The organism is Anaerobacillus sp. QJM3NY_17, from assembly GCF_056173665.1.
This window is the reverse complement of record NZ_CM149685.1, coordinates 2,320,964-2,345,771: the sequence shown is the minus strand read 5'-3', so window position 1 is coordinate 2,345,771 and position 24,808 is coordinate 2,320,964. Positions and strand designations below refer to the sequence as shown.

The window sequence follows — 24,808 nt, the reverse complement described above, 5'->3', positions numbered from 1 at the left end:
CAAACTAAATCATCTTGACCGCACGTGTTGGTAGCGCTTACAATTAAGTGAGATATTAGTGAATAGTAGAATGATAGACAGGTGAGAGTATTGGCACAAAAAATTTTGATTGGAAAATTAGCGATGCTTGTAGCTTCTTTAACTCCTGAAGAGTTAGAACCATTTTTAGCTCAGCTAAAAGATGTTGATTACTGTCAGGGAAAGTCAGGATCTATGAGCATGCAAAAAGTAATATCAGCTGTCGAAACATCCGCAAAAAGGAATAATATTATTTCGGAAGACCTCTATCGAGAAACGCATGCGTTGTATCACGCCATCTTAGAAGCATTAGAAGGGGTCATGCGGGGGCAAATTGGAGCAGGTGACATGATGAGGACTGTAGGCTTGCGTTTTGCAATAGTACGCGGCTCTCCTTATGAGCATTATGACGAAGGTGAGTGGCTTGCGGTAGCTTTCTATGGAACAATTGGTGCTCCGGTGAAAGGTCTTGAACATGAAACGTTTGGACTAGGAATAAATCATATAGGTTAAAAGCTGCCTAAAGTCATTAGCGATGAGGAGGCGGCAATGGAACAGTCTGTTCCATTGTCGTCTCTTTTTTTATGGCGATCAAATTACTGAAAGAAGGGGATCGACATGATTCAATTAAACGGAACTAATTTAACATTAATCGAAATGAAACAACTTATTTATGGTGGAGAACAGATTACGATTGATCCAGTCAGCATGAATAAAGTGAAGCGGAGCAGAGAGGCTGTAGAACGGATTGTCGCTAGTGGAAAGACTGTATATGGGATCAATACAGGCTTCGGTAAATTTAGCGATGTTCATATACAGGATAAAGATGTTGATACACTTCAGCTCCATCTCATTCGTTCTCATGCGTGCGGGATAGGTGAATACTTCCCAGAATCAGTGAGTAAAGCAATGGTTGTATTAAGATTGAACGCTTTACTCAAAGGATATTCTGGCGTGCGTCCTTGTATTGTGGAGCGCCTTTGCCATCTTGCGAATGAAAATATCATTCCAGTTATACCAAGTCAAGGTTCTCTTGGTGCTTCCGGGGATCTAGCACCCCTATCTCACCTTGCGCTAGTTCTGGTAGGGGAAGGAAAAGTGCACTATAAGGGCAGCATCGTTCCTACAAAAAGTGTGTATGATGCTCTCTCTTTTCCTGCTCTTTCCTTAAAGGCAAAAGAGGGGCTTGCACTAATTAACGGTACACAGGCGATGACGGCGATGGGAGTCATTAACTATATTGAAGCAGAGCGCTTAATAAATCAGTGTGATTGGATTGGAGCAATGACGTTTGAAGCGCTTGAAGGTATAGTAGATGCCTTCCATCCAGCGATACATGAAGCGCGTGGGTATCCAGAACAAATGGAAGTTGCAGAGCGAATACGAACGCTCACAAACGATAGCAAACTCGTGACACATCAAGGAGAGAAACGAGTACAGGATGCTTACTCGCTGCGCTGTATCCCGCAAGTACATGGAGCTTCTAGACAAAGCTTAGCGTATATTAAAGAAAAACTTGAAATCGAAATGAATGCTGCAACAGATAATCCACTCATCTTAGAGGATGGACAAACGGTTGTGTCCGGAGGGAATTTTCACGGTCAGCCCATTGCAATTGCGATGGACTTCTTAAAAATAGCTGTAGCCGAAATGGCTAATATTTCGGAACGACGAGTGGAGAGGCTCGTTAATCCTCAGCTAAATGATCTCCCAGCATTTCTAAGTCCGGACCCTGGTTTGCAGTCTGGCGCCATGATCATGCAATATGCGGCTGCTTCTCTTGTATCAGAAAATAAAACGTTAGCACACCCAGCAAGTGTTGATAGCATTCCATCTTCAGCAAATCAGGAAGACCACGTAAGTATGGGGACAATAGGGGCTCGTCATGCTTATCAAATTATATTGAATGCCCAAAAGGTAGTCGGCATTGAAATGATTTGCGGGATGCAAGCATTAGAAATTCGCGGAATCTCGTTAGCTTCTGTATCAGCTCAGAAGCTTTATGAAGAAGGTCGATTAGTTGTCCCTTCCATCAAGGAAGATCGTGTTTTCTCCGAGGATATCGAAGCTCTTACAAAATGGTTAAAGACAGATCAGTTTGATTGGTCCATTAATCGTCAGTTAATTCCAGGATAAGGCGTAGCTAATCAGAGGAGAAAATAGTGAAATAAGCTAAAAAGGACAATGCCTATTAAATAGGATTGTCCTTTTCAACGTCATCTCTTAATCTTCGTAAAATTCGTGGTCCGTTTCAAAGAGAACTTCTTCCTGACAGGATACACAGTCATTGAAGCATCGTGTGAAGTCTAAAGGAAATAAACGACGACAAACGTTAGAGCAGTATCTAGAACAGCTCGGACCAGTTTGGCGACCTCTTGTGTCACTATCTCTTGATCCACATCCTCTAGATCTACGACCAGTTGCTTCACCTTCTGTTTGGTTGTTTCGTTTAACATATGTTCTAGGGTTACTTGCATTACGGCGATTTCCCATTTTAACACCTCCTGTCTCTCAATACTTTATGTCGAAAGAGCTGGACATGCTTATCCATTAGCCTAATAAAACATGCAAATATTCAAGTTTCGAATAAATTTTCAGAAAATAGTTTATTAACCTTGTATTTTTAGAAATGTATGTAAAAATAGGTATAAATGTCCTTTTTGGACTTGCGGAACGTTAAATCTAAACAATCCCTTCCCGATTTGAGAGGGATCGATTTGTTTAAGGAGTTGGAACAGTCAATGCCATCTACAAAAACATTAATCATTTCCATTTCTACTATTTTGGTCTTCATATTTGGATTCACTTACTGGTTTATTTCTGATTTAGGTTGGGATTTAAAAGAAACAACGAATGAAGCGGATACCGTTGATGAAGCGACTGGATCATCTGTTGACCCTGCGCGCTATGTAAGTGACAATGAAGAACCGATTAGCGCTGAAGGCATACCAAAGGAAAGCAAATTTCAGGATTACATTCACGGCATGACTCATCAAAAAGTGGTTGCTAAAGATAAATGGGGAATCTATCAAATTTCAGAAGAACGCATCGATAATATGTTAGAAGTATTAGAGAAAGTACAGGGTACGAATGAAGAATACAAATATCAAGATTTTTACGTTGAAACATTAGAAGAATGGGACGAGGGAGATTTTTCTAATGCGGTAGAAGTTCATAATTACATATGGGATTTAAATGGAGGAACAATTGGAAAAGCAAAAAGATTAATGACAACCGAAGAAGAGCAGAAATATATTGATCAGACATATGATAAGCGGTAATCCCGCTTATTTTTGTTTTTAGGATTATGGAGCACATTTTGATACACTGAAGATAGATAAACCAAGAGACGGAGGGTGTAACGTGAAAAATCAAGCCAATCAGCCATACGAAAATAAGTTAATTCATGAAAAATCGCCCTATTTGCTTCAGCATGCTCACAATCCAGTAGACTGGTATCCATGGGGAGAAGAAGCGTTTGAAAAAGCGAAGCGGGAGGATAAGCCTGTTCTCGTTTCGATCGGGTATTCGACCTGCCATTGGTGTCATGTAATGGAAAGAGAAAGCTTTGAGGATGAGGAAACAGCAAAGCTTTTAAACGATCGATTTGTAGCGATTAAGGTCGATCGCGAAGAGCGTCCAGATATTGATTCAATATATATGAAAGTTTGTCAGGGATTAACGGGTCAGGGTGGGTGGCCATTGAACGTTTTTCTAACTTCTGATCAAAAACCATTCTACGCAGGAACGTACTTCCCGAAAGAAAGCAGATACAATATTCCTGGGTTTAAAGATGCTATTATGCAGCTTTATCAGCAATATAAGGAAAACCCTGATCGAATTACAGGAATCGGGGAGAAAATTACAGCCTCCTTGCAAGAGCGGATGAATGCAGAAGGTGGGGAATTAACAGAGGAACCTTTACATAAAGCTTTTGAGCAGATGCAAAATTCCTTTGATACCATCTTTGGTGGTTTTGGTCAGTCTCCAAAATTCCCATCACCTCATATGCTGATGTATTTACTTAGATATTATCGACAATACGATAATGATCTCGCATTAACAATGGTTACACGAACGCTTGACGCGATGGCAAAGGGCGGGATCTATGATCATGTTGGCTATGGCTTCGCAAGATATGCGGTAGATCAGGAATGGCTAGTGCCTCACTTTGAGAAGATGTTGTATGATAACGCCATGCTTGCCCTTACCTACACGGAAGCTTATCAAGTAACGGGAGAAGAACACTATAAGAAAGTCGCTTGTGATGTTCTCGAGTATGTGACGCGAGATATGACTATTGAGCAAGGTGGCTTTTATTCCGCTGAAGACGCTGACTCAGAAGGAGAAGAGGGGAAGTTTTATGTTTGGACAGAGAGTGAGGTCCACGACATTCTTGGCGATAAGCTAGGCTCCCTATATTGCAAAGCTTATGACATCACGTCAAAAGGGAACTTTGAAGGGAAAAACATTCCTAACTTGATTCAAACCGATCTTTCAAAGGTTGCTAAATCATTTAGCATGACAGAAAAAGATGTTAATAAGCAGTTAAAAGAGGCTAGAAAGAAGCTGTATGAGGTTCGTGAAAAACGGATTCACCCCTATAAGGATGATAAGATCCTTACAAGCTGGAATATGCTTATGATTGCAGCTTTCGCTAAGGCAGGAAGGGTGTTCGCTCAACATACCTACACACAAACTGCTGAGCAATCATTCAGATTCATCGAAGAAAATCTCGTCATAGACGGTAGATTAATGGCTCGTTACCGCGATGGTGAAGTGAAATTTAAAGCATACCATGATGATTATGCTTATGGATTATGGGCATTAAACGAATTGTATGAAGCTACGTTTAAGTCAGAATACCTCGTCAAAGCGAAAAAACTGTCAGATGAGATGCACGATTTATTCTGGGACGATAGCGCTGGAGGTTTCTATCTTTACGGCCATGATGCAGATGAATTAATTGCACGACCTAAGGATGTGCATGATGGGGCGCTACCGTCTGGAAATAGTGTAGCTGTTCTTCAACTGCTTCGTTTGTCGAAGTTAACGGGGGAGGCAAAGTATGATGTGTGGGCTAAAAAGATGTTTACCGCTTTTTCAGGTGATGTATCTTCGTATTCCAGTGGACACGCTTATTTCTTAATGAGCAAGCTTTATACTTTATCCTCTCCAAAAGAAGTTGTTATTATTGGGAAAAATGGTGATACAAGCAAAGAAAAGATTGCAGAGTTTTTACAGCAGAACTTTTTCCCTGAACTTACAGTGATTAGTACTGAAGATCCTACCTTGTTAAAAGAAGCAGCTCCATTTGTAGCTGAATTTGAAAAGACAGATACGACAACGATCTATGTTTGTGAGAATTTTAGTTGTTCGCTTCCTGAGACGAATGTAGAGAAGGTAATAAAAGAATTGGATAATTAAACAAAGAAGCTACCCAGGTTGTGAGACCATGGTAGCTTCTTTGTCACTAGTAAAGTTGTCGGACGAGAAAAAGTATGGTGATGATAAATTCTCGATAGAAAGCCTCTATTGCACCCTGATTTGATATGTTTCTATTTTGAAGATGAATACGTGTACCTTAAGAGAAAAGCGTGTTCTCTTAAAGAAAGAAATGAGCTCGATTGTAATAGCATTGACGAAGGTTTTCGATTATTAGTTAGTAGGTAATGGAAAAGCTTTACTTTCAAATCAAAACGGTATCCATTCGAACGCATATTCGCTACAATAGAAATAGAATAATTTTTGAGGTGATCGGATGGAAAGAAAAAAGAAACTGCCCCAGCTACTGGAGATGTTTCAGCAGGAGGAAAAGTATCGATCCAATATTGTTAATTGGAAAACGATTGAACCGAAAGAAGCTAAAACAGCGCCATATCCTGCAGAATTGCAGCCTGAGTTAAAGAAAGCACTTGAAGATAGAGGAGTGCAACAGCTATATACTCATCAGGCTACAGCATATGAAGAAGCTTCAAAGGGGAACAGTTTTGTCGCTGTTACACCAACCGCCTCTGGGAAAACTTTGTGCTATAACTTGCCTGTTTTGGATACGATCTTGAAGGATCCGTCAAGTCGGGCACTGTATTTATTTCCAACAAAAGCCCTTGCGCAAGATCAAAAAAGTGAAATAAATGAATTGATTGATGAAATGGAAGTGGATTTAAAAGGGTATACGTATGATGGGGACACTTCTCCAACCATTAGACAAATCGTTCGAAAAGCAGGGCACATTGTGATGACGAATCCAGATATGCTGCATTCTGCTATTCTCCCACACCATACGAAGTGGGTTTCTCTTTTTGAGAACCTTAAAGTGATTGTCATCGATGAGCTACATACGTATCGTGGTGTTTTCGGGAGTCACGTAGCCAATGTGATTCGAAGATTGAAAAGGATTTGTCAATTCTACGGAAGTAATCCCATATTTATTTGTACTTCGGCTACGATTGCGAATCCAAAAGAGCTTGCAGAGGAGCTTACTGGTGAAGGAATTACGTTAATTAATAACAATGGGGCTCCTACTGGACGAAAGCATTTTGTTCTTTATAATCCCCCTGTTGTAAATCAAGCCTTGAACATTAGACGATCGGCTACGCTTGAAGCACGAAACTTAGCGGCGGAACTATTAAAAAACAACATTCAAACAATTGTTTTCGCGCGTAGTCGTGTTCGGGTTGAGATCCTTCTCACATACTTACAGCAGCTAGAACAGCGTGAATTAGGACCGCGTTCCATTATGGGATATCGGGGTGGTTATTTACCGAAGCAGCGAAGGGAAATTGAAAGAGGACTTCGAAATGGAGACATTAAAGGCGTGGTAAGCACGAACGCCCTCGAACTTGGTGTGGACATTGGACAGCTTCAAGCGTGCGTGCTGACAGGCTATCCAGGCACCATTGCGAGCACGTGGCAGCAGGCTGGACGTGCAGGTCGCCGTCAAGATGAGTCTGTTGTATTTGTTGTCGCTAGCTCTAGTCCGCTTGATCAATATATGATTACACATCCGGATTACTTTTTTGAACGGAACCCAGAAGAGGCGCGAGTGAATCCCAATAACTTAATTATTCTTGTAGATCATGTTAAATGTGCAGCGTATGAGCTTCCATTTCAACAAGGGGATACGTTTGGTGGGGAAGACATCGAGGATGTTCTTGAGTTTTTAACAGACGAACAGCTGCTTCATCATCGGGCAAATCGCTGGTTCTGGATGAACGATGCATTCCCGGCTCACAACGTAAGCCTTCGTTCTGCTTCGCAGGAAAATGTCGTTATTATTGATCAAACAACGGCTGCTAATGTAAAAGTCATTGGAGAAATGGACAGATTTAGTGCCATGACGCTTCTTCATGAAGAAGCGATTTACCTTCACCAGGGTGTGCAATATCAAGTGGAGCTTCTTGACTATGACGAGAAAAAAGCTTGGGTAAGGGAAGTTGATGTGGATTACTATACGGATGCTAATCTTGCTGTTCAACTGAAGGTTCTAGAAGAAGACAAGCATGAACCGCTCCCACACACAACCGCAACGTATGGAGAAGTTATGGTAAATGCTATGGCAACTATTTTTAAGAAAATTAAATTTGAAACTCACGAAAATATTGGATCAGGTCCGATTCACTTACCCGAGGAAGAGCTTCACACGAATGCTTGCTGGTTTGACTTTCCTGAAAGCTTCGTTCAAACAATGGGAGAAAATCGCTTAGAGGAAGGATTGTTAGGACTTGGTAACGTTCTTCGTAACGTTGCTCCGCTGTTTGTCATGTGCGATGTATCGGATCTCCATGTGACACCACAAATCAAAGCTGTCCATTCAAACAAGCCTACCGTTTTCTTCTATGATCGCTACCCTGGTGGCATTGGGCTATCGGAGCGAGTTTACAAAGAGCTAGGGGTTATATTAAAAGAAGCCGAATCCATTGTTGTTAATTGTGAATGTGAAAGTGGCTGTCCTTCATGTGTGGGCGTTTCCGGTGAAACGGGTGAAAATAGTAAGCAAACAGCCATTTATTTACTTGAATATTTAAGAGGTGAACATTCTGATGTCACTGAAAGCTAAATTAAATCGAATGAAAAAGCATATGAACTTGAACGAAGGAGAAGCAGTGGAAGCGAAAGTAGAGCAGCCGATTCACGAAGTGCCTCATTTGAACAAGTGGCGTGATTTAGATGCTCACCCGTTTTTCTTTGACGGAGAATATGCGCTAGTGAGAAAAAAACAGTATCCAACTTCCTATCAGCATGGACGTTACACTTTCCAAGAACTTGAGCAAGTTGTCGAACGCTGGAATCGTCACTATCGTGCACATCCACTCTCCTCAAAACACCTTCAGCCATCCGATTTATTGTTTTTTGATACAGAAACAACTGGCTTGGGAGGTGGGGTTGGAAATACTATCTTTCTACTTGGATATAGCCAGTATACAGAAGAAGGAATTTCTGTAAATCAGTATTTCTTGCCTGGCCCAGGTGCAGAAGTTCCGATGTATCAAGCTTTTTTAGAAGATGTAAAAGAATTGAAGAACCTAGTTACCTACAATGGCAAAGCGTTTGATTGGCCACAGGTGAAAACACGTCATACGCTTATTCGTGAACAAGTCCCTAAGTTACCGCAATTTGGTCATTTCGATCTGTTGCACGGAGCGAGGCGATTCTGGAAAAATGATATGGAGTCTGTTAGACTCGCGAACGTAGAAGAACAGCAGCTAGGTTTTGAACGGGAAGAAGATATTCCAGGCTATTTAGCTCCTATGCTTTATTTCGAGTTTGTAAAAGATCCAGATCCAGAGCTGATCGCAGGCGTGATGAAACACAATGAAGAAGATATCTTATCTTTAATCATGCTATATACTCGTTTGTCTAATCTCCTTCTTGATGTGGAAGGAAAGTCCTTAACAGCTGGTGAACAATACCAGTCTGCTCGATGGTGGGAAGCTGTTGGTGAAGAGGATCATGCGGCTTTACTATATGAAAAGACAACTGGTCGTCATGAACAGGATGCAAAAAAGGCGCTTGCACGGATATATAAGAAGCAGGATAACGTTCAAGAAGCCATTGAGATTTGGCTGACGCTATCACAATCCACAAATGATGAAGAGTGCGACATTGAATTAGCTAAATATTATGAGCATAAAGCGAAAGACTATGAGAAAGCCCTTCACTATGCTCTGTCTGCATACGAAAAGTGGAAAGAGAAGAAACGGATTCTTAAAGATAAAGAAGAGAACGAGCGGCTGCAATATATGAAGCGAATCGAGAGAATTGAGCAAAAAGCAGCTCGCTAACGATAGGAGGTTGTTATGCAGGATTTCTATGAAGTGTTGAAGAAAAAGGAACCATTTCATTCTTTGAGCGATGCTGAAATCGAAAGTCTAATGGAATCAGCACATTTCGCAACTTATCAGAAGGGTGAATTTTTATATCACGAAGATGAAGATACGAATACGCTTTATCTCCTCGTCTCAGGTATTGCTAAAAACATCGTACACAAAGCGAATGGGCAACAAACGACAATGCGTTTCTACTATCCCGGAGATCTAGTTGGGCTCATGATTATGCTTACAGATGCGTCTATGACGTTTTCTGTTCAAGCTAATGAAGATTGCCAGGTGATTCGAATCAAAAAAGAAGTCATGCTAAAGATCATGACAGAAAACCCTGCCTTTTCACATAATGTTCTCGATACCATTGGTGAACGTATGAGAAGCCTCTATGATGAAATTAAGCAAGAGCGAGATCGGGAGGCCGATGGTGAAAACATTGCCTTGTATAGAACACGAGTGAGCGCGATTATGGATACGAAGGTGACGATCCCACCAACTTATACGGTATTAGAAACAGCTGAGCTCTTTCGAACGAAAAATTATGACGGTGTGATAGTAAGTGAAGATCGTGAAAGTGTTCTTGGTACAATAACACCGCTAGAGGTCATAAATGCACTTACAATGGGACAATTTCAAGATCCTATTCATAAGTGGATGTATCAAAAACCTAATATGGTAGAAGAGGATGCCTTTAGTTATGAAGCATTGGCGTACTTAAAATTTCACAAAGTCTCTTTGCTACCTGTTGTAAAGCGAGATCGTATTGTCGGTATGGTTTCAGCCAAATCTTTCTTAGGGATTCAGGAATCGGCCTATTTAGATCTGTCTTATCGACTATCACGAGCTAAAGAGCTTAATGAAATAATGAATCTTTCACCACCAATACATGAAGAATTCCGCTCATTTATTCAAGAGTTACTTGACGCAAATACGTTGGGTTATGAAATATGTGAGATGATGTCCAATTATAATGATGAAATGCATCGACGCATTATTTTACTTGCAGAGAAGGAAATGATCAGTGAGGGATATGGACGGGCGCCAGTGAACTTTTGCTTCATCGTTATGGGGAGCGAAGGGCGCAAAGAACAGGCTTTTAGTACAGATCAAGACAACGGACTTATTATTGATGATTATGAACACCTCGAGCATAAACAGGAAATTGAAACGTATTTCTCGATATTTGCAAAGAAAATCAATACGATGCTTACGACATGTGGTCTCCCTGAGTGTGAGGGTGGCATAATGGCGAAAAATGAGAAATGGAGACGCTCTCTTTCTAATTGGCAAACAGAAGTAAATCGTTGGATTACTGAAACAGATGCTGAAGAGATCCGGAATTTTACAATTTTTATGGATTTTCGTCCTGTTTACGGAGATTTTGATCTCGCACGAACATTAAGAAGTCGCATTACTGCGCGAATTAAGAAAGCTCAAACGCTTCAAATGCTGTTAATGAAGGATACGATTCGTTTTCGCGTGCCGTTAAATCCTCTTGGAAAGCTTCAACTTCGTGGGAAAGAAAAAACGCTTGATTTGAAAAAAGCTGCTATTATGCAAATCGTGAACGGTATTCGAATTTTTGCAATGAAATATGGAGTGGAAGAAGTTAATACAATCAAAAGGCTTCATGAGTTAAAGAAAAAAGAAATTTTTCATCATCGTGATGTGATCAATATCGAAACATCTCTTCATTACCTTTATACGTTCCGTGTTAGGCAAAACCTTTATCAACTAGAAAAAGGGGTAGAGATTTCGAATCAAGTAAGGCCAATCGAATGGGAAAAAGAAGAGAGAAGGAAAATGAGGGAAGCATTGCTTGTAGCAAAACGGATGCAGCAGGTAAGTGAATTAAGCTTTCGAAGGAATCGGAGTATTTAACAATGTCGTCCATAGGTTTGAAATTATTGCGCTATTATCTATATGATCGTATGAAATGGCAGAAAAAGATCAAAAGGGACAAGGATTTACCAGTTTATGATCGCTTACAGGAGTCTCTGTTATTATATCAAGAATCAAGCAGTCGATATTTTACCGTTTACGATCTCGAAACGACGGGTTTTTATCCAGCTATCGGAGATGAAGTTATTTCGATCGGTGCGGTTAAAATCGATCTTGTTGAAGGAAGGATTCTCGAGGAAACTTTCTATCGAATTGTTCGCCCTATTCATAAAGTACCGCGAGTTGTTAGACATCTAACGGGTCTATCCATTGATGAAATAAGAGCGGGATGGACATTTATTGAAGCATTTGAAGAATTTATGGCGTTTAGTAAAGGGACGACCCTTATTGCTCATCCAGTTAAATTTGATGTTTATTTTCTACAAACACTCGTTCAAAAATGGGGGTTGCCAGATTATTTACCACCTTATTTGGATTCGGAAGCACTGGCGAAGGAATTATTTCCTCGCAGTAATCCGCAGCTTGATTCGTTGATAAGGAAATTAAATATTGAACGTCATGAACGTCATCATGCCCTAAACGACGCAAGAATGACAGCGGAGCTTTGTTTGAAAATGTTTCACAAATTGGACATGAAGGACGGTCATGAACAAGAAATAAGACTGCGAATTGCTAGAGATAATCTCGTATTTGGTAGGAAATAGCTTCATTTTCCTAATTATTCCCCGGGCAAGCGCACAAAGAGATGATATTCGACGATTTCTTTTAGAAAACATGTAGAAACACCGTTTACAATTGTCGTCTCTTGTTGTAACTTTGAGTAGTATATTGAAGTTTCTGTTTTTTTAAGAAAAGGATTCAGATTTGATGTAATGGAGAGATGGTAATTGAAGCAGGTCATTATGGTAATGTTTTTTATGGTAATTGCGTTAACAGTGGTCGTTATGAGTCAAATTAGTGAGTCGGCCCAGATTTATAGTGACAATGAAGTAGTCGTACAAAAATAGGCGTGGAAATTGCGTTTGTATTGAGGAAATAAGGACGAATACACAGTACATGTACATCGTGATCAACATAGGCTAGTAGGGAATTCACCAATTTAAGAAGGGGGAACCTACACTATGTTTCATAGACATCATCGCATGGGCCCGAATGGGAATATGCCAAATCAGGTAAGTCCAGCAATGCAGGGGCCTAATGCGAATATGCCAAATCAAGTAAGTCCAGCAATGCAGGGTCCAAATGCGAATATGCCAAACCAGGTGAGTCCGGCCATGAAAGGCGGCATGCCAGGTCAGGTAAGTCCAGCAATGCAAGGTCCTGGAGGTCCATGTCCGACAAGTCCTGTTGTATATCCGACAAAATGTTGTGTCAAAAATCACTATTATAAGCACAACGTAGATCATATTCATCCTACGCATATTAAAAACGTCCATCATCACATGTATGAGCACAATCATAGTTATCCTTTAACAGAGTCAGAGGAAGTGCTAGCTTCACACATGAACAATTATCCGCCACCACGCCCGACAGGCGCAATGCCGGCTGGATACGCACCTACTAATCCTTCCCAAGTAGCAGGAGCTATGCAAGGACCAAATGGCAATGGTATGCCAGGTCAAGTAAGTCCTGCTCAAAAGAGAAGAAAATAACGAAATAATGAAACGAACTGGTCTTCCAGTTCGTTTTTACATAGGAGGTGTCTAAGTGGCAAACGTTTTACTTGTTACTGGCTATAAGGCACACGAACTAGGAATATTTAACGACGATCATCCTGGACTTCCAATTATAAAGGCAGCCCTTCAGAGTCGCATGTCTCAGCTTATCGAAGAGAGAGATTTTGAGTGGATACTAATCAGTGGGCAAACTGGTGTTGAGCTCTGGGCTGCTGAAGTTGCACTTGATTTAAGAGAAATGTATCCCGATTTAAAGCTAGCCGTTTTAACGCCATTCCTAGACCAAGAAAGTAAATGGAAAGAGCCTACTCAAGAATACTATCAAATGATCATGGGAGAAGCTGACTTTGTTGAATCAATCACAAGTCGACCTTACGAAAATCCAGGGCAATTGAAAGCAAAGAATGAATTTCTCGTTCGTAAGAGTCATGCTATGCTCGTATTATATGACGAAGATACGCCTGGTTCTCCTGATTATTACTTGAAAGAAGCAAAGAACAGACAGAGAACGGATGAAGGTTACGAAGTTTTTACCATCACACCTATTGACCTTGATTTATTAGAGCAGGATTTACGTGAAAGTAATCCCGATTTCTACAGTCAATAAGGAGAATAGAAGAGATTCCGATTGACAAGAGGAAGCTCTTTTGGAAGAATAAAATAAAGACAATAACTGCATACATACAGAGGTGATAAAATGGCAGAGCAACAACCGACTCAATTAACAGCTAAAGATATTCTTGAAAAAGATTTTAAAAGCGGATTTCGCGGTTATGATCAGGATGATGTCGACAAGTTTTTGGACGTAGTAATTAAAGATTATGAGCGTTTTGAAAATGACATTGAACAGCTGAGACAAGAAAATACGCGTCTTAGAAGAGAGATGGATCGTATGTCTGAGCAACAAAAGAGACAGCAGACGCGTTCTCAAACGCAGCCTGGAAATACCAATTATGATATCCTAAAACGACTATCAAACCTAGAGAAACACGTTTTCGGTAGTAAGTTGTACGAATAAACCACCAAACGGCGGTTTATTTTTTACAGTTATAAAAATTTCAATTACCGTACTATACTAATATAAATAAACATAACAATTCTTTAAGCAACCTTGCATCATTGTAGAATATAAGATATAATTGCTTTTGCTGTCCTAACAATGATAACGTTCGGGTAGTCGCTGTATGTCGCAATTAAGTGGCATGTAGAGGAAAGTCCATGCTCGCACGATCTGAGATGATCGTAGTGTTCGTGCCTGATGAAACAATAAGTCAGGGTAGTCCAATTGGGCTAACGGCGGGGAAACGGCCTAAGTTCTTCACGGATAAGGCCCGAATACTCTGAAAGTGCCACAGTGACGAAGTCTTAATGGAAACATTAAGAGTGGAACGAGGTAAACCCCACGAGCGAGAAACCCAAATTATGGTAGGGGAGCTTTCTTGAAGGAATTGAACGGAGAGAAAGCCAGGCGGTGAGGACGCGTCTGGAGATAGATGATTACCACCTGAGTACGAGGGGAGACCCGTTCGCAGTACGATGGAACAGAACATGGCTTACAGAACGTTATCATCTTTGATGAAAAGCCCTTAAGGGGCTTTTTTGTACGTTAAGGCTATGAATGCGCATGGATTGGAAAGCATAATAAAAAGACTTAAAAGAATACATTCTCTCCTCCACGCGAAATAGGTCTAACATGAAACTATTTATTTTTGTATGATAATAGGGTAAACCTACGTTACATAAAAGAGCAAAAGATTGGAGTGGGTAAAATGGCGAAAATGGAACTAATTGCAACGGCCACCATGGGGCTCGAATCATTGGTTGCTCGTGAAGTAAAGGATCTTGGTTTTGAAAATGTACGTGTCGATAACGGAAAAGTCACTTATGAAAGTGATGAAATTGGAATCTGTCGATCGAACTACTGGTTAAGAACAGCTGACAGGGTTAAGCTTAAAGTCGGGGAATTCAAAGTAACGACATTTGATGAGCTTTTCGAAGCAACGAAAGCACTCCCGTGGGGAGATTTACTACCCGAAAATGCTGAGTTTCCCGTAAGTGGTCGATCTGTAAAGTCGACATTATATAGTGTTCCGGACTGCCAGGCGATTGTCAAAAAAGCGATCGTAGAGAGCATGAAGGAAAAATATAACGTTTCGTGGTTCGATGAAGATGGACCACTATTTAAAATCGAAGTTGCGATTCACAAGGATACGGCTATTCTTACAATTGATACGAGTGGCAAAGGCTTGCACCGTAGAGGGTACAGGTACCTCCATAGTGCAGCTCCACTTAAGGAAACTATGGCAGCAGCAATGGTGATGCTAACAAATTGGAATGCAGATAAACCATTCATGGATCCATTCTGTGGATCAGGAACCCTTCCAATTGAAGCAGCTATGATCGGCCAAAACATCGCACCCGGTTTTAATCGAGAATTTGCTTCTGAAGATTGGGAGTGGATCGGGAAGAAGCGCTGGGAAGAAGCTATGATTGAAGCGGAGGACCTTGCAAATTACGATCAACCTCTTCACATTTTTGGTAGCGACCTTGACCCTAAAATGGTCGACCTTTCTAAGAATAATGCTCTTGAAGCTGGATTTGGAGATATGATTCAATTTAAGCAGATGCAAGTTACGGATGTTAGCTCTAAGTTTGAGTATGGTACTCTCATCGGAAACCCACCGTATGGTGAGCGTCTTGGTGAAAGAGAAGAAGTGGAAGACATGTATCGAAAGATGGGAAAAGCCTTCCGTGAGCGTCTTGATACATGGTCTGTTTATATTCTAACGTCACATCCTCGCTTCCAAGAAGTTTATGGAAAGAGATCAACAAAGAACCGCAAACTCTACAATGGTGATATCAAAACGCATTACTATCAATACTTTGGACCGAGACCGCCAAAGAAAGATTAATATAATAAGACTGTAAAAAACACCTCTCTAGTGACGAGAGGTGTTTTAATTTGGATTTTTTGATAGTAATTATCTTTTATAACAGGTCATTATACTTTTTCAACAACATAAGCACGTTTATCCCGAAAGTACTTCTCACCTTCATCAGAAGAATGTTCAAAAAAACCTTCCACTTCATGGGTCACCTTATACTCACGTTCCGGATCAGAAAAAAGTTGTGAAGCATTACTTGAAAGTAAAAGAACATCCGTCGTTGATACAAAGCTATCCAGTTCTTTGGCGGTATAGTGTTCACCTGGTTTTAGCGTATTGATTCGATGTTGTCTCATTTTCATTTTTCCTCCCCTTAACTTATGATGTACTTATTTGTTCCCACGTCTAATAGACATTTAAACGGAATAATATGTATATGGTATAAAAGAGCTAAAGAAACAAGGGAGGGGTGAAATGAATGAAAAAAACTATGTCTATTATCATCGTCGTATTGGGGTTCGTAATGTTTCATACAAATCCTAATCAGACTGATTATAGTAGGTGGGTAGGGGATCAACTTAAAAAAGACCAAAATGCGCTTATGGAAATAGGCGTCGATTTGGCTGTCATTCCATATGTTGAAGCAAATACCACTAGAACGAATATGTACGTGTTTTCTGTATATCGAACAAAGTTATGGAATGATAAAGAAATAGTAGCTTATGGATTATTTAATCATTTTTACATAAATAAAGAAAAATTAGAAATTATTATAGACGAATCATAAAATATCGTGTATTCTTTCCGGGTCGGGAATGACGGAAGGAGGGTTTACAATCGAGTTTATTGGTCTTATTGTACCTATTGCAGTCGCCATATTTCTAATAATGGACGCCCCAAAGCATGATAAGAATCCCTGGTTATGGGGAGTATTAGGATTCCTATTTACATTTCTTACACTTGGAATTTATCTACTTAAAACGGGACGTAAAGTGGCTGGGTGGATTTTTATAGCGCTTTCTATATTATCAATTATTGCAACAATTGCCCTTATTGGTCTGGTGATTGCAATTATTATGAATGCTGTATAAAGAAGTTTGGAAATGTAGAAAAGCCATGGGCAGCATTGCCCATGGCTTTTCATGTACGTATCATTAGTAACTTATGGTAGGATAGAACAAGAGGGATTAAAAGGCTTTCATTTCTTCATGCGTGAAGTACTCTGGTTTCTTTGCGCCTTGTGAGTGGAGCTCTTTAAAATAGGTTTGATACTCATATAAAGAAATCGAACCTTGTAAATAATTCACCTGGATAAAGTCGAGTAGTTCGTCTGCACTAGCAGGCTTTCTTCCTTTTTCCTGATCAAATGTGTTTATCAGATTTTGCAATGACATCTGAATCCCTCCTTGAACTATTGAGCTTATCCAAAGGATAACATGAGAAAGTTTATATTCATTATTTTAGAATTTTTTAACTTCCGACAAATCCTTACATAGTTAAACGAGATATGTCGAATTTATTTTTATGAAGGAAATTACTTTTTAAGGAGTTGAACGATTTGGCAACAGAAATCAAACAAACCGAGCAGGAATTTTTAAATTATGTAAAGAAAATGACGAGTTTTAATGAAGCGATTGGGGTTATGTATTGGGATCTCCGCACTGGCGCACCAAAAAAAGGTGCTGAACAGCGCTCTGAGGTTATTGGAATGATGTCTTCTGAAGTTTTTGAAATGTCGGTATCTCCTGAAATGAAGGGGTATCTTGATGAGCTTACAAAGGAAGACCAGCAAACTGAATTAAGTGAAATCACTCGTAAAACGGTAGAAGAGTGCCGTAAAGACTACGATCGGAACATAAAAATTCCTGCAGAAGAGTACTCTGAATATGTCATTTTAAGTTCGAAAGCAGAGACGATCTGGGAAGAAGCGAAGGAAAAAGCTGACTTCGAATTGTTTAGACCGTATCTCGAAAAGCTTGTGGCATTCAATCAGAAATTTGTCGAATATTGGGGATACGATGAAAATAAATATGATACGCTGCTTGACCTATTTGAACCAGGTGTAACAGTGAAAATGATTGATCGCGTATTTAACCAACTTAGAGAACATATTGTGCCACTTGTACAACAAGTTGTTAATGCGAGTGATCAGCCCAAAACTGACTTTTTGTTTGAACATTTCCCACAAGATAAGCAACAAGCCTTCAGTATGGAAGTATTGAGGAAAATGGGGTATGACTTTGACGCTGGTCGTCTTGATACGACGGTTCATCCATTTGCAACTGGACTGAATCCTGGTGATGTGCGTGTTACGACGAAGTATGATGAAGGTGATTTTCGCACAGCAGTATTTGGTACGATTCATGAGGGCGGTCATGCTTTATACGAACAGAATTTATCACCCAAATTGATTGGCACGCCTTTATGTACTGGTACGTCTATGGGGATTCACGAATCACAGTCTCTTTTCTGGGAAAACTTCGTGGGTCGTCATCAATCATTTTGGAAAAACAATTACGACAAGCTTAAAAGCTATTCAACTGGACAGTTTGATGATGTTTCATTAGAAGATTATTACCGTGCCATTAACGTTGCGGGTCCTTCTTTGATTCGAATTGAAGCAGATGAAATGACGTATGCGCTGCATATCATGGTTCGTTACGAAATTGAAAAAGGATTGATTAATGGAGAAATTGAAGTGAAGGATTTGCCAACGATCTGGAACGAAAAAATGGAGCAGTATTTAGGCATTACTCCAGATAACGATGCGGTCGGCGTTCTTCAGGATGTCCACTGGTCAGGTGGCTCATTTGGTTATTTCCCTTCCTATGCGCTAGGGTACATTTATGCGGCTCAAATTAAGAATGCTATGTTAAAAGACATCCCACAATTTGATGAGCTATTAGAACAGGGTGACTTGGTGCCTATTAAAGAATGGTTAACAGAAAACATCCATCAGTACGGTAAGCTAAAGCAACCAATTGATATTATTAAAGACATTACTGGCGAAGGGCTAAATGCTGAATATTTGATTCAATATCTTGAAGAGAAGTATTCACAAGTTTATCGCCTGCAAAGATAATAGATTAAAAATCCTGCCGGCAAGGCAGGATTTTTTACAATTAATCTGTCGATAGAGCTTCATATTCGTTTTCGTTAACACCAACGAATCCATTAAGAATGACCGCAGCAAATAGTGGAGTACGCTCTTTCAATTCTTCTACTGTATATAGTCCTGAGAAATATTGAACGATTAACCCATCAATCATCGCTACAAATGCGCTAACGCCTTCACGGTAGTGAAGTGGCCAATATTCTTTATCTGGATCGAGCGCCATAAATCGATCTCTTAGATATAGGAGCATTTCGTCAAAAGCTCTTTTAAATTCTTCTGGTTCTTGATTCTGAGCTTGTTTCCCCATTTCTTCCGTTAGTTTAGGAAGGTTCTGTTCGTTGTAGTCCATTGAGCCATATATGAAATTCTCTACAAATTCTGGAACGGTTTCACCTTTGCAGTCATCGGTGAATTTTTCATATTCTTGTGTGAGCTGGTATAAGTTTTTATTCATCTTCATTCTTCCTTTCAAAGTGATAAAACACTATTTCCCAATTTTATCTATGTAAAACATGAATTTTATATTGAATAGTGAGAACGGCTACATGTATGATAAACGAAAGACATACCATACGGTCAGTATGAAGGAGGCTATTATGAAAAAAATGAAAACGAGTTGGCCAGAAGCTGTTCCAGTAACGTTAGAATACTTAAATGGGAAAAAGCCGCTTCATGAATATCTTGCATTAAATGCCGAAGTTTCACCAAATCAAACAGCAATCCATTACTATGGTTACGAATTGACATGGAAGGAATGGAGTGAGCGATCAAATCAATTGGCTAATTATTTGGCAAGGATCGGGGTAACGAAAGGCGATCACGTGGCAGTATTTATGCAAAACTGTCCGCAATATCTTATTTCCCATTATGCGATCCAAAAGCTCGGGGCAGTTGTTGTACCATTAAACCCAATGTATAAATCATCAGAGCTTTCATATTTAATAAGCGAAGGAGATATCAAAGGTATAGTATCCGGCCTAGAACTATTGCCAATGCTTCACGAAATGGAAGATAGTCTCTCCTTTATTGTTACGGTTTCTTATCAATCACTTATTCAGCAGGAAAATCTCTCTCTCGTACCGCAAGAATTACTTAACTCCGAGGAAGCCTCAAGGTTTACGACTCTTGAATCACTTTTTGAAACAGAATCGAATCTATTTCAGTCTGCTAAAGTTCAATTAGATGACGTTTCTCTGATGGTGTTTACATCTGGCACAACAGGAAGACCGAAAGCAGCTATGTTAACTTATGAAAACGCTTTATATAAAACCGCTGCAACAATGACATGTAATCAAGTAGGGGAAGGTGAAAAGCTACTGGCCAATGCCCCGTTATGTCATATTGCTGGAATGGTTATGGGCGTCAATCTTCCAGTTTATAGTGGCAATGAAACGGTGTTACTAAGTCGATTTGACCCAGAAACCGTAGTTCGTACAATTGAGGATCATCGTATTACAATGTGGTATAGCATTGCTCCAATGAATGGAGCGATCATGCAAATACCAAATATTGAACAGCGTGATTTTACTTCCCTTCGACTAAACCTAGCGACGAGTTTCGGGCTCCAAGTAACTGAAAAACTAGCAAATCAATGGAAAGAAATAACGGGCGGTTTGCTTTATGAAGCTTCTTATGGATTGAGTGAGACACATACATGTGACACTTTTATGCCAAAAGAAAACATTAAGTATGGGAGTTGTGGCATTCCGATTCATCATACTACCATTAAAATCGTCGGTCTTGAGAGTGGGGGTGAGCTACCACCTTATGAAGAAGGAGAAATTATTATTCAAAGCCCTGGTGTGTTTAAAGGGTACTACAATCGACCCGAAGAGACTGCGGCTACGCTTAAAAACGGATGGGTTCATACAGGCGACATTGGTCACCTTGATGAAGAAGGATATTTGTATTTTAAAGGTCGAGTAAAAGAAATGATAAAGAGCTCAGGATATAGCGTTTTTCCAGAAGATGTAGAAGCACTAATGAATGAACATCCAGCCATTATGCAAACAGCTGTTATCGGAATACCTGATCAGCAAAAAGGAGAAATCATTAAAGCTGTCATTGTCCTTGACCCTAACGATTCAAATCGATCTATAGAAGAATTATTAGCATGGGCGAAAGCTCATATGGCAGCTTATAAAGCACCAAAAGTGATTGAAATTCGAAAGAGCTTACCCGCAACATCTTCAGGTAAAGTATTGAGAAGACTGTTAAAAGATAGATAAGGAGAGTGAGATTATGGAGAATATTGTAGAAGAGTTAAAGAATCGTAGAGTTTTTGCAGAGCGTATGGGGGGACAACATAAAATCGACGCGCTTCATGCAAAAGGTAAAAAGACAGCTAGGGAGCGAATTGCCCTACTAGTTGATGAAGGGTCCTTTCTTGAACTTGGTAAATTAACCTCGTCTGATATTCCAGGACTCGAGGAAAAAAGTCCAGGTGACGGTGTGATCTGTGGAGTTGCTCGGGTAGATGGACGCCCGATAGTAGTTCAAGCTGGTGATAAAACAGTATTTGCAGGTACAGAAGGTGCTGTCCATATTCGAAAAACAAAAGCTGCTCATGCGTATGCATTAAAGAGAGGTTTACCATTAGTTAATTTAAGTGAAGGGGGAGGTCTCCGAATGCCAGATGGAATGGGCTCTGATGGTATTAGTGATAAGCTTTTCCCTCAAGAAATGTTAATGCATCATCGTGAAGTTCCGATGGTCACAGCGATTTTAGGTGATAGTTTCGGAGGACCAACATGGCTAGCGGTGTCTTCGGATTTTGTGACACAGCTGAATGGGACGTGCATGGGGGTAGCTGGTCCAAGAATGCTTGAGATTGCAACTGGAGAGAAAATAACAGAGAATCAGCTAGGAGGTGTTGAAATTCATCATAAGCACACAGGTCAGATTGATCAATCTGCAGACTCGGAAGAGGAATGCATTGATCAATTGAAGTTATTCTTAAGCTATCTTCCTTCGCATAGTGAAGAGGAACCACCATTATGTCACAATGAGGATTCGCTCGAAAGGCGAGTTGATCAGCTACTTTCAATTGTTCCAGAGAAACGGAATCGTGCGTATAACATGAAAAAGGTGTTGAAAGAGTTAGTCGATAACGGGGAGTTCTTTGAACTTAAACCCGAGTTTGGACCTGCTCTCTTAACTGTTCTATCAAGAATAGGAGGAAGGACAGTAGGGATTATTGCAAATCAACCGATGAAATATGCAGGTGCTGCTGGTGTACAGGAATGTGAAAAGGCGACTGATTTTATCTGTATGTGTGATTCATTTCATATACCTTTGATTTTCCTTCACGACATTCCAGGGTTCCGAGTAAGTTCCGAAGCAGAAAAGGGAAAAATCCCGACGAAAATTATGATGTGGAATCAGGCTCTAGCGCAGTCCACGGTTCCGAAACTTTCCGTAGTCATCAGAAAAAGTGTAGGGGCAGCTTACGGGAATATGTGTGGCCCAACAATGGGAGCGGATTTTGTCGTCGCCTGGCCATCAGCAGAAATTAATTTTACTGGACCAGAAGTTGGTGTGAATGTCGTTTATGGCAGAGAATTAATGCAATCTGAAAATCCGAAACAGGATCGAGAGAAGCTTTTAGAGGAATGGAGCTTTGATAGTTCTCCTTATAAAGCAGCCGCGAAGCATTTAATCGATGATGTCATTGATCCAGGCGAAACGCGGGTGTTTCTTGCCAGAACCCTTGAACTGGCGTGTTATAAAAACGGTTCAAAAAGCAATAGAAATTTAGCTAATTGGCCAACAGGATTTTAAATTTTAACATTTGTATTGAATATTTTGAATAATAAATTTATAATTATTATAAGAACATACCAACCGGTTAGTTAGATAACTGGTAAAAGGAGCCAACAAATGATGAATTTCGACTATTCAGAGCGTTGCTTATCGTATCTTGAAAAATTAACGGCATTTATGGATGAGAATGTATACCCTAATGAAAAAGTCTATGAAGAACAGCTTTCAGCGCAAGATAGTAGGTGGTCTGCCATTCCACCAATTATGGAAGAGTTAAAACAGAAAGCGAAAGATGCTGAATTATGGAATCTTTTTCTTCCAGATAGTGAGTATGGCGCAGGTCTTACCAATGCTGAATATGCTCCTCTTTGTGAAGTAATGGGGCGTTCTATGATTGGGCCTGAAGTATTTAACTGTGCGGCACCTGACACTGGAAATATGGAAGTATTAGTCCGTTACGGAACAGTCGAGCAAAAAGAACAATGGCTTGAACCTCTTCTTTCTGGGGACATCCGCTCCTGTTTCTCAATGACAGAACCTGATGTTGCGTCATCTGATGCTACAAATATTCAAGCACGAATCGAACGTGATGGTGATGAGTACGTTATCAACGGAACAAAGTGGTGGTCGTCAGGTGCAGGTGACCCTAGGTGCAAAATTGCTATTGTAATGGGCAAAAACGATCCGAACGCATCAAAGCACGAACAGCAGTCGATGATTCTTGTTCCTCTTGATACGAAAGGGGTGACAATAAAACGTGTTCTTCCTGTCTTTGGGTATGACCACGCACCGCACGGACATGCTGAAATTGAATATAAAGATGTTCGAGTACCAGCTACAAACATGCTATGGGAAGAAGGAAAAGGTTTTGCAATTGCTCAAGGGCGACTAGGTCCTGGTCGAATTCATCACTGTATGAGATTAATCGGTACGGCAGAGCGCGCACTTGAAGATTTATGTAAGCGCGTACAAGAACGAGAAGCGTTCGGGAAGAAAATATCTGAGCAAGGTGTTGTTCGAGAATGGATCGCTGATTCTCGTATTGAAATTGAACAGGCAAGACTTCTTACCTTAAAAGCGGCATATATGATGGATACAGTTGGGAACAAAGAAGCGAAAGCAGAAATTGCGATGATCAAAGTAGTGGCTCCTAATATGGCGCTTCGTGTTATTGATCGCGCCATCCAAGCTTTTGGCGGTGCTGGAGTTAGTGATGATTATACGCTAGCTGCTCACTGGGCTAATGCGAGAACGCTAAGACTGGCTGATGGTCCGGATGAAGTGCATCGTAGCGCAGTAGCAAGACAAGAATTGAAGAAGTATAGATAACGAGGGGGATATAGGATGAACGTTATGCAACTGTTTGACTTAACTGGTAAGACTGCGATTGTTACAGGAGGTGGAAGAGGACTTGGTAAGCAAATCGCAGAAGGATTTGCAGAAGCTGGAGCTAATGTAGTTATTTGTTCAAGGAAACGAGAGGCTTGTGAAGCTGTTAGTGAGGAGCTACAGAAAGCCGGAGTAAAGTCTCTAGCTTTTGAATGTGATGTAACGAATCAAGAGCAAGTTCAGCATGTTGTAGATGAAACGATGAAAGAATTTGGTCGTATTGATATTCTTGTCAATAACAGCGGTGCATCATGGGGTGCGCCAGTCGTTGAAATGCCACTTCAAGCATGGCATAAAGTTATGGAAGTTAATGTAACTGGGACATTTCTCTTTGCACAGGCTGTTGGAAAAGAAATGATTAACCAAAAAAGTGGAAAAATCATTAACATTGCTTCTGTCGCAGGTCTTGGTGGTGCTGATCCACGCTATATGGACGCGATTGGTTATAACACGAGTAAAGGAGCCGTTATCACATTTACAAAAGACCTTGCTGTAAAGTGGGGTGGCTATAACATAAATGTTAATGCGATTGCACCAGGATTCTTCCCTACAAAAATGTCGAAGGGATTGATTGATGCAGGTGGCGAAAAAATGTTAGAAACGACTCCACTTAATCGCTTTGGTTCAGATGATGATCTAAAAGGGGCAGCACTATTTCTAGCATCAAATGCTTCTAATTATGTAACAGGAGATATTTTAATTGTTGATGGTGGACAACATGCAATGTAATGGGGGAGG

23 protein-coding genes and 1 other RNA gene are annotated in these 24,808 nt (G+C 40.3%); 21 read left to right on the top strand and 3 right to left on the bottom strand.

Annotated features, from left to right (window positions below; genetic code table 11):
* Positions 1 to 90: 90 nt before the first annotated feature.
* From hutP to AC0VYV_RS12230, 14 genes are all read left to right on the top strand, one after another.
* Positions 91 to 531 carry a hut operon transcriptional regulator HutP gene (gene hutP, locus AC0VYV_RS12295; RefSeq protein ID WP_226613503.1) on the top strand — a complete coding sequence of 147 codons (441 nt, stop codon included), beginning with the start codon at positions 91 to 93 and terminating at the stop codon, positions 529 to 531.
* 105 nt (positions 532 to 636) lie between these two features.
* On the top strand, positions 637 to 2,154 hold the full coding sequence (gene hutH / locus AC0VYV_RS12290; RefSeq protein WP_475373864.1) for a histidine ammonia-lyase: 1,518 nt from the start codon (positions 637 to 639) through the stop codon (positions 2,152 to 2,154).
* 151 nt (positions 2,155 to 2,305) lie between these two features.
* Positions 2,306 to 2,572 (top strand): hypothetical protein, encoded by a 267-nt coding sequence (locus AC0VYV_RS12285; RefSeq protein WP_430242918.1) that lies wholly within the window; start codon positions 2,306 to 2,308, stop codon positions 2,570 to 2,572.
* Positions 2,573 to 2,759: 187 nt separating this feature from the next.
* On the top strand, positions 2,760 to 3,299 hold the full coding sequence (locus tag AC0VYV_RS12280; protein WP_475365307.1) for a DUF6241 domain-containing protein: 540 nt from the start codon (positions 2,760 to 2,762) through the stop codon (positions 3,297 to 3,299).
* 82 nt (positions 3,300 to 3,381) lie between these two features.
* Entirely contained in the window at positions 3,382 to 5,445 is a 2,064-nt protein-coding gene (locus tag AC0VYV_RS12275) for a thioredoxin domain-containing protein (RefSeq protein WP_475373863.1), read from the top strand.
* A gap of 334 nt (positions 5,446 to 5,779) precedes the next feature.
* Entirely contained in the window at positions 5,780 to 8,077 is a 2,298-nt protein-coding gene (locus AC0VYV_RS12270; RefSeq protein WP_475373862.1) for a DEAD/DEAH box helicase, read from the top strand.
* The gene (locus AC0VYV_RS12265; RefSeq protein ID WP_475373861.1) at positions 8,061 to 9,302 is read left to right on the top strand and encodes a ribonuclease H-like domain-containing protein; all 1,242 of its coding nucleotides are present in this window, start codon (positions 8,061 to 8,063) and stop codon (positions 9,300 to 9,302) included. Before AC0VYV_RS12270 ends, AC0VYV_RS12265 begins: the two co-directional genes overlap by 17 nt.
* A 15-nt stretch (positions 9,303 to 9,317) precedes the next feature.
* On the top strand, positions 9,318 to 11,222 hold the full coding sequence (locus AC0VYV_RS12260; RefSeq protein WP_194221821.1) for a DUF294 nucleotidyltransferase-like domain-containing protein: 1,905 nt from the start codon (positions 9,318 to 9,320) through the stop codon (positions 11,220 to 11,222).
* A 2-nt stretch (positions 11,223 to 11,224) separates the two neighbouring features.
* Positions 11,225 to 11,947, top strand: a complete 723-nt coding sequence (locus tag AC0VYV_RS12255) for a 3'-5' exonuclease (RefSeq protein ID WP_475373860.1) — start codon at positions 11,225 to 11,227, stop codon at positions 11,945 to 11,947.
* A 417-nt stretch (positions 11,948 to 12,364) separates the two neighbouring features.
* Positions 12,365 to 12,895 carry a CotD family spore coat protein gene (locus AC0VYV_RS12250; protein ID WP_194221819.1) on the top strand — a complete coding sequence of 177 codons (531 nt, stop codon included), beginning with the start codon at positions 12,365 to 12,367 and terminating at the stop codon, positions 12,893 to 12,895.
* A 55-nt stretch (positions 12,896 to 12,950) separates the two neighbouring features.
* Positions 12,951 to 13,526 carry an SLOG family protein gene (locus tag AC0VYV_RS12245; RefSeq protein WP_475365303.1) on the top strand — a complete coding sequence of 192 codons (576 nt, stop codon included), beginning with the start codon at positions 12,951 to 12,953 and terminating at the stop codon, positions 13,524 to 13,526.
* A gap of 90 nt (positions 13,527 to 13,616) precedes the next feature.
* Positions 13,617 to 13,937, top strand: a complete 321-nt coding sequence (gene gpsB / locus AC0VYV_RS12240; RefSeq protein WP_048309322.1) for a cell division regulator GpsB — start codon at positions 13,617 to 13,619, stop codon at positions 13,935 to 13,937.
* Between the two features lie 147 nt (positions 13,938 to 14,084).
* An RNA gene (rnpB, locus tag AC0VYV_RS12235) (RNase P RNA component class B) lies at positions 14,085 to 14,480 on the top strand.
* Positions 14,481 to 14,688: 208 nt separating this feature from the next.
* On the top strand, positions 14,689 to 15,831 hold the full coding sequence (locus AC0VYV_RS12230) for a THUMP domain-containing class I SAM-dependent RNA methyltransferase (protein WP_194221817.1): 1,143 nt from the start codon (positions 14,689 to 14,691) through the stop codon (positions 15,829 to 15,831).
* Positions 15,832 to 15,920: 89 nt separating this feature from the next.
* Here the strand turns inward: AC0VYV_RS12230 and AC0VYV_RS12225 are convergent, their stop codons facing one another.
* Positions 15,921 to 16,160 (bottom strand): hypothetical protein, encoded by a 240-nt coding sequence (locus tag AC0VYV_RS12225; protein ID WP_194221816.1) that lies wholly within the window; start codon positions 16,158 to 16,160, stop codon positions 15,921 to 15,923.
* 122 nt (positions 16,161 to 16,282) lie between these two features.
* Here AC0VYV_RS12225 and AC0VYV_RS12220 point away from each other — a divergent pair, with 122 nt between their 5' ends.
* Entirely contained in the window at positions 16,283 to 16,591 is a 309-nt protein-coding gene (locus tag AC0VYV_RS12220) for a hypothetical protein (protein WP_475365301.1), read from the top strand.
* Between the two features lie 28 nt (positions 16,592 to 16,619).
* Positions 16,620 to 16,895: a hypothetical protein gene (locus AC0VYV_RS12215; protein WP_283154157.1), complete on the top strand. Its 276-nt coding sequence runs from the start codon at positions 16,620 to 16,622 to the stop codon at positions 16,893 to 16,895.
* 96 nt (positions 16,896 to 16,991) lie between these two features.
* On the opposite strand, the gene yppF is transcribed toward AC0VYV_RS12215, so the two are convergent.
* A complete protein-coding gene (yppF, locus tag AC0VYV_RS12210; protein WP_475365300.1) occupies positions 16,992 to 17,198 on the bottom strand; it encodes a YppF family protein in 207 nt (68 codons plus the stop codon).
* A 164-nt stretch (positions 17,199 to 17,362) separates the two neighbouring features.
* Between yppF and AC0VYV_RS12205 the strand changes: the two genes are divergently transcribed.
* A complete protein-coding gene (locus tag AC0VYV_RS12205) occupies positions 17,363 to 18,886 on the top strand; it encodes a carboxypeptidase M32 (protein ID WP_475365299.1) in 1,524 nt (507 codons plus the stop codon).
* A gap of 40 nt (positions 18,887 to 18,926) precedes the next feature.
* Here the strand turns inward: AC0VYV_RS12205 and AC0VYV_RS12200 are convergent, their stop codons facing one another.
* On the bottom strand, positions 18,927 to 19,373 hold the full coding sequence (locus tag AC0VYV_RS12200; RefSeq protein WP_430242888.1) for a hypothetical protein: 447 nt from the start codon (positions 19,371 to 19,373) through the stop codon (positions 18,927 to 18,929).
* A 142-nt stretch (positions 19,374 to 19,515) separates the two neighbouring features.
* Between AC0VYV_RS12200 and AC0VYV_RS12195 the strand changes: the two genes are divergently transcribed.
* The 4 genes from AC0VYV_RS12195 to AC0VYV_RS12180 all read left to right on the top strand — a co-directional run bounded on the left by AC0VYV_RS12195 (position 19,516) and on the right by AC0VYV_RS12180 (position 24,799).
* On the top strand, positions 19,516 to 21,147 hold the full coding sequence (locus AC0VYV_RS12195; protein ID WP_475373859.1) for a class I adenylate-forming enzyme family protein: 1,632 nt from the start codon (positions 19,516 to 19,518) through the stop codon (positions 21,145 to 21,147).
* 13 nt (positions 21,148 to 21,160) lie between these two features.
* Positions 21,161 to 22,699: an acyl-CoA carboxylase subunit beta gene (locus AC0VYV_RS12190; protein ID WP_475365297.1), complete on the top strand. Its 1,539-nt coding sequence runs from the start codon at positions 21,161 to 21,163 to the stop codon at positions 22,697 to 22,699.
* A gap of 102 nt (positions 22,700 to 22,801) precedes the next feature.
* Positions 22,802 to 24,010: an acyl-CoA dehydrogenase family protein gene (locus AC0VYV_RS12185; protein ID WP_475373858.1), complete on the top strand. Its 1,209-nt coding sequence runs from the start codon at positions 22,802 to 22,804 to the stop codon at positions 24,008 to 24,010.
* 15 nt (positions 24,011 to 24,025) lie between these two features.
* Entirely contained in the window at positions 24,026 to 24,799 is a 774-nt protein-coding gene (locus AC0VYV_RS12180) for an SDR family oxidoreductase (protein ID WP_194221807.1), read from the top strand.
* The last annotated feature ends 9 nt before the right edge of the window (positions 24,800 to 24,808 follow it).